The sequence below is a fragment of the Sunxiuqinia sp. sy24 genome, assembly GCF_052677165.1.
Window position 1 is genome coordinate 1 of record NZ_JBQYLH010000034.1, and the last position, 5575, is coordinate 5575.

Here is a 5575-nt window from a genome sequence, read left to right on the forward strand (position 1 = left end):
AAAAAACCCGCTGCTCTGGAGAACAGCGGGTTTAAAAAGAAAGGCGATGACCTACTCTCCCACATTTCTGCAGTACCATCGGCGCTGGTGGGCTTAACTTCTCTGTTCGGAATGGGAAGAGGTGGAGCCCCACCGCAATAATCACCTAAAATCTTTGCTTTGCTTACAACTTACCCAGAAGGTAAGAGTACACAACACTTAAATATTTTTAACATACCGGGAAAAATGTAAATAAACCTACAACCTTAAAAATTACAATGAAAGTCTACGGGTAATTAGTACTGCTCGGCTACGCCCATCACTGAACTTCCACCTGCAGCCTATCAACGTGATAGTCTCTCACGACCCTTAAAGGAAATCTCATCTTGAGGCAGGCTTCGTGCTTAGATGCTTTCAGCACTTATCCCTTCCACACATAGCTACCCTGCAATGCAGCTGGCGCCACAACAGGTACACTAGAGGTATGTCCACCGCGGTCCTCTCGTACTAGCGGCAGGCCCTCTCAAATTTCCAACGCCCACAACAGATAGGGACCGAACTGTCTCACGACGTTCTGAACCCAGCTCGCGTGCCACTTTAATGGGCGAACAGCCCAACCCTTGGGACCTTCTCCAGCCCCAGGATGTGACGAGCCGACATCGAGGTGCCAAACCGCTCCGTCGATATGAGCTCTTGGGAGCGATCAGCCTGTTATCCCCGGAGTACCTTTTATCCTTTGAGCGATGGCCCTTCCATGCGGAACCACCGGATCACTATGCTCTACTTTCGTACCTGGTCGACTTGTCAGTCTCGCAGTCAAGCGCCCTTATACCATTATACTCTACTGACGGTTACCAATCGTCATGAGGGCACCTTTAGAAGCCTCCGTTACTCTTTTGGAGGCGACCACCCCAGTCAAACTACCCACCACACACTGTCCCCCGCTAAGCGGGGTTAGGTTCCAAGTAAGCAAAGGGACGTATTTCAAGGATGACTCCACAAGCCCTGGCGAGCCCGCTTCATAGTCTCCGTCCTATCCTACACATCACTTACCCAGAATCAATGTGAAGTTGCAGTAAAGGTTCACGGGGTCTTTCCGTCCCGTTGCGGGTACTCGGCATCTTCACCGAGACTACAATTTCACCGAGCTCATGGCCGAGACAGTGCGCACATCGTTACACCATTCGTGCAGGTCGGAACTTACCCGACAAGGAATTTCGCTACCTTAGGACCGTTATAGTTACGGCCGCCGTTTACCGGGGCTTCGATTCAATGCTTCTCCGAAGATAACATCCCCTCTTAACCTTCCGGCACCGGGCAGGTGTCAGGCCATATACATCATCTTTCAATTTAGCATAGCCATGTGTTTTTGATAAACAGTCGCATGCGCCTTTTCACTGCGGCTCTACCGGAGTAGAGCGCCCCTTCTCCCGAAGTTACGGGGCGATTTTGCCTAGTTCCTTAGCCATGAATCACTCGAGCGCCTCAGGATTCTCTCCTTGACTACCTGTGTCGGTTTGCGGTACGGGCTTTTGATACCTGAAGCTTAGAGGTTTTTCTTGGAAGCGCTTAGGACCACTATCCGATTGCCCGAAGGCTCTCGGTACTATCTGGTTTCGGCTCAACTCACGGATTTGCCTATGAGTCTCATAACCTACGCCATTCAACGTACTATTCCGTCAGTACGCGGGTCTTTCATTACTTCGTCACCCCATCGCAGTATCAAAAGGTATTGGAATATTAACCAATTGTCCATCGACTTCCCCTCTCGGGTACGCCTTAGGCCCCGACTAACCCTGATCCGATTAGCGTTGATCAGGAAACCTTAGTCTATCGGCGAGCAGGTTTCTCACCTGCTTTATCGTTACTTATGCCTACATTTGCTTTTCCAGACGCTCCAGCATAGCTCACGCTACACCTTCAACGCAGACTGGAATGCTCCCCTACCATAAATCCATAGCTTCGGTGGTATATTTAATGCCCGATTATTATCCACGCCCGATCGCTCGACTAGTGAGCTGTTACGCACTCTTTAAATGAATGGCTGCTTCCAAGCCAACATCCTAGCTGTCTAAGCAATCAGACCTCGTTTGTTCAACTTAATATACACTTGGGGACCTTAGCTGATGGTCTGGGTTCTTTCCCTCTCGGACATGGACCTTAGCACCCATGCCCTCACTGCCGTGAAGCATCTTATAGCATTCGGAGTTTGTCTGGATTTGATAGGCGGTGAAGCCCTCGCATCCAATCAGTAGCTCTACCTCTATAAGACTCATACACGACGCTGCACCTAAATGCATTTCGGGGAGTACGAGCTATTTCCCAGTTTGATTGGCCTTTCACCCCTACCCACAGTTCATCCAAAAACTTTTCAACGTTTCCTGGTTCGGTCCTCCATTTTGTGTTACCAAAACTTCAACCTGACCATGGGTAGATCACCAAGGTTTCGCGTCTAGCGCTACTGACTAATTCGCCCTATTCAGACTCGCTTTCGCTTCGGCTCCGGGTCTTAAACCCTTAACCTTGCCAGTAACGACTAACTCGTAGGCTCATTATGCAAAAGGCACGCTGTCACTCCAATAAATTGAAGCTCCAACCGCTTGTAAGCGCACGGTTTCAGGTACTTTTTCACTCCCTTGTTCAGGGTGCTTTTCACCTTTCCCTCACGGTACTTGTTCACTATCGGTCTCTCAGTAGTATTTAGCCTTACCGGATGGTCCCGGCAGATTCAGACAGGATTTCTCGTGTCCCGCCCTACTCAGGATACCACTATCTCTAATACAATGTACGTGTACAGGATTATCACCTTCTGTGATTGATCTTTCCAAATCATTCCACTTAATGTATTATCGAATATCGTGGTCCTACAACCCCAACATTGCCGAAACAATATTGGTTTAGGCTGTTCCGCGTTCGCTCGCCACTACTTACGGAATCACTTTTGTTTTCTCTTCCTCCAGGTACTTAGATGTTTCAGTTCCCTGGGTTAGCTTCCGACATAATCGGATGGTCCGAAGACCAGGTTGTCCCATTCGGATATTTGCGGATCAATTCGTATTTGCCAATCCCCGCAACTTTTCGCAGCTTATCACGTCCTTCATCGCCTCTGAGAGCCTAGGCATCCCCCGTGCGCCCTTAATAACTTTCTCTTGATTTCTTTTAAGGTTGAATGTAATTTACATTCTTTATTTCCCAATATGTCAAAGAACTTTAAAGTCAGATCTCAGTTGGCGGTTATCTGTTATCAGTTTTAATGCTGATCGTCTAACCCTGAGAGGCTGCTTAATGTTGATATTGCCGGAATCGAACCGTCAGTTGTTTTCATGCCGCCAGGCATATCTTGTGTTCCAGTATGTTTTTTTTTGAACGTCTTGTCTTGCTTGTCTGCCAACAGGCAGGCGACCTTTCTTCTTTCTCTTTTTTGCCTTCCAAGCTAACATCTAGTATCTAACGTCTTCCTGTCTGGCATCTGGTGGAGAATAAGGGAGTCGAACCCTTGACCTCTAGAATGCAAATCTAGCGCTCTAGCCAACTGAGCTAATCCCCCGTGTTCCTGGATTCTTAGATCGCCAGAAGTTCAGATTGTCAGACTTTCATGGTCTGAATATCCAAAGATCTGAGCATCTGTGCATCCGTCTTGGCAGTAGTCCCGCCCAGACTTGAACTGGGGACCTCTACATTATCAGTGTAGCGCTCTAACCAGCTGAGCTACGGGACTGTCTTTCTTTTAGCCTTTATAGCTTCAAGCTACAAGCTTTAAAGCTGACAGCTTTCCGCGTTTTGCTCTTATATTTTATAAAAAAAGTAGTGATAAAGAAAAATGCTCGTTATCCGATTAATGCCTATTCCAAGCTCCAGAAAGGAGGTGTTCCAGCCACACCTTCCGGTACGGCTACCTTGTTACGACTTAACCCCAGTCACTAGTTTTACCCTAGGCCGCTCCTTGCGGTCACAGACTTCAGGTACCCCCAGCTTCCATGGTTTGACGGGCGGTGTGTACAAGGCCCGGGAACGTATTCACCGCGCCATGGCTGATGCGCGATTACTAGCGAATCCAGCTTCACGAAGTCGGGTTGCAGACTTCGATCCGAACTGAGACCGGCTTTAGAGATTAGCATCCTGTCACCAGGTAGCTGCCCTTTGTACCGGCCATTGTAACACGTGTGTAGCCCTGGACATAAGGGCCGTGCTGATTTGACGTCATCCCCACCTTCCTCGCACCTTACGGTGGCAGTCCCGCTAGAGTCCCCAGCATAACCTGATGGTAACTAACGGTAGGGGTTGCGCTCGTTATGGGACTTAACCCGACACCTCACGGCACGAGCTGACGACAACCATGCAGCACCTTGTAAAACGTCCGAAGAAAAGCATCTTTCGACGCCTGTCGTTCTACATTTAAGCCCAGGTAAGGTTCCTCGCGTATCATCGAATTAAACCACATGTTCCTCCGCTTGTGCGGGCCCCCGTCAATTCCTTTGAGTTTCACTGTTGCCAACGTACTCCCCAGGTGGCTCACTTAATACTTTCGCTTGGCCGCATACTGTGTATTGCATACAGCGAGTGAGCATCGTTTACGGCGTGGACTACCAGGGTATCTAATCCTGTTCGCTCCCCACGCTTTCGTACCTCAGTGTCAGTTACAGTTTAGTAAGCTGCCTTCGCAATCGGGGTTCTGTGTAATATCTAAGCATTTCACCGCTACACTACACATTCCGCCTACCTCAACTGTACTCAAGCCCAGCAGTTTCAATGGCAGTTCTACCGTTAAGCGGCAGGATTTCACCACTGACTTACTGGGCCACCTACGTACCCTTTAAACCCAATGAATCCGGATAACGCTTGCATCCTCCGTATTACCGCGGCTGCTGGCACGGAGTTAGCCGATGCTTATTCCTGCACTACCGTCAAAACACTACACGTAATGTCCATTCTTGGTGCAGAAAAGAAGTTTACAACCCATAGGGCCGTCTTCCTTCACGCGGGATGGCTGGTTCAGGCTTGCGCCCATTGACCAATATTCCTCACTGCTGCCTCCCGTAGGAGTCTGGTCCGTGTCTCAGTACCAGTGTGGGGGATCATCCTCTCAGAACCCCTAGACATCGTAGCCTTGGTAAGCCGTTACCTTACCAACTAGCTAATGTCACGCATGCCCATCTTTGACCGATAAATCTTTAATTTAAAACCCATGCGGATCTTAAATACCATGAGGTATTAATCCGGATTTCTCCGGGCTATCCCTCTGTCAAAGGTAGGTTGCATACGCGTTACTCACCCGTGCGCCGGTCTCTGATTAGCAAGCTAATCATACCCCTCGACTTGCATGTGTTAGGCCTCCCGCTAGCGTTCATCCTGAGCCAGGATCAAACTCTTCGTTGTAAATAAAAATTGTTAGAATCTTTAAAAGATTCAATCTTGTCTAGCTCGTGGAATAAACTCGTTTAATTCGCAATTCTTCCTTATCTTTCTACTTTTTCAATATTTTCAATGAACTTATTTTCTGGCAAAAAATAACCGCTTACTTCTTGCGGCTCTTCTATTTCTTGTTCAGTATGTCTTGTGTTGAACTCCCTCGCTCCCCTACTCCGGCAAGCCGTTT

Annotated in this window: 2 tRNA genes and 3 rRNA genes; all 5 read right to left on the reverse strand. The window is 48.5% G+C overall.

Annotated features, from left to right (window positions below):
* Positions 1 to 38: 38 nt before the first annotated feature.
* Positions 39 to 149: ribosomal RNA gene (rrf, locus tag ACUNWA_RS18880) — 5S ribosomal RNA — on the reverse strand.
* A gap of 106 nt (positions 150 to 255) precedes the next feature.
* Positions 256 to 3128 (reverse strand): 23S ribosomal RNA (locus tag ACUNWA_RS18885).
* A 321-nt stretch (positions 3129 to 3449) separates the two neighbouring features.
* A tRNA-Ala gene (locus ACUNWA_RS18890) sits at positions 3450 to 3526 on the reverse strand.
* Positions 3527 to 3623: 97 nt separating this feature from the next.
* A tRNA-Ile gene (locus tag ACUNWA_RS18895) sits at positions 3624 to 3697 on the reverse strand.
* 140 nt (positions 3698 to 3837) lie between these two features.
* Positions 3838 to 5355: ribosomal RNA gene (locus ACUNWA_RS18900) — 16S ribosomal RNA — on the reverse strand.
* Together the 16S, 23S and 5S rRNA genes with 2 tRNA genes alongside form the textbook arrangement of a ribosomal RNA operon.
* Positions 5356 to 5575 lie beyond the last annotated feature (220 nt).